Annotated in this window: 1 pseudogene; it reads right to left on the bottom strand. The window is 40.0% G+C overall.

Going from position 1 to position 470, the window contains the following annotated elements:
- A pseudogene (locus HMPREF2701_RS00080) lies at positions 1-470 on the bottom strand (helicase); the annotation flags it as partial.

Raw genomic sequence — 470 nt, 5'->3', positions numbered from 1 at the left:
CTTAATCGTTTCTCAAGAATGGGCATATTTTCTTCACAGTAGGAGATTGTATGACGATAGTGATCCTTGCTGCGTTGAAAGGCGCGTCTTTGATTTTCTAATAGAGTTAGATCATTCTCTAGTTCCATCTTATATTTGAGATAAGGATTACCTGTTGCTAGCGCCTTAAAATCAGAAGCGGTCATGGTCTGCTCATCAATGTCTTCTGCAGCACGAATCGGCTCCTTAGAAGTCATAATCTGCTTAATATAACGGAGTTTGTTCTCCTGAGTTGCCCATAGATAATTATCAAATGAACCTTTGGTAATATAGTGGTAAATATCCACTTCCTTGTTTTCATTTCCCTGTCGGATAATACGTCCATTGCGTTGCTGAATGTCACTTGGTCTCCAAGGGACATCCAGATGATGAACTGCTTTCATCTTGCTCTGAACATTTAAACCTGTTCCTCCTTTTTCAGTTGAGGCAAG

This window comes from Streptococcus sp. HMSC077D04 (assembly GCF_001808785.1).
GTDB lineage: Bacteria > Bacillota > Bacilli > Lactobacillales > Streptococcaceae > Streptococcus > Streptococcus mitis_BX.
The sequence above is the reverse complement of the archived record's forward strand: the minus strand, read 5'-3'. Positions and strand labels throughout refer to the sequence as shown.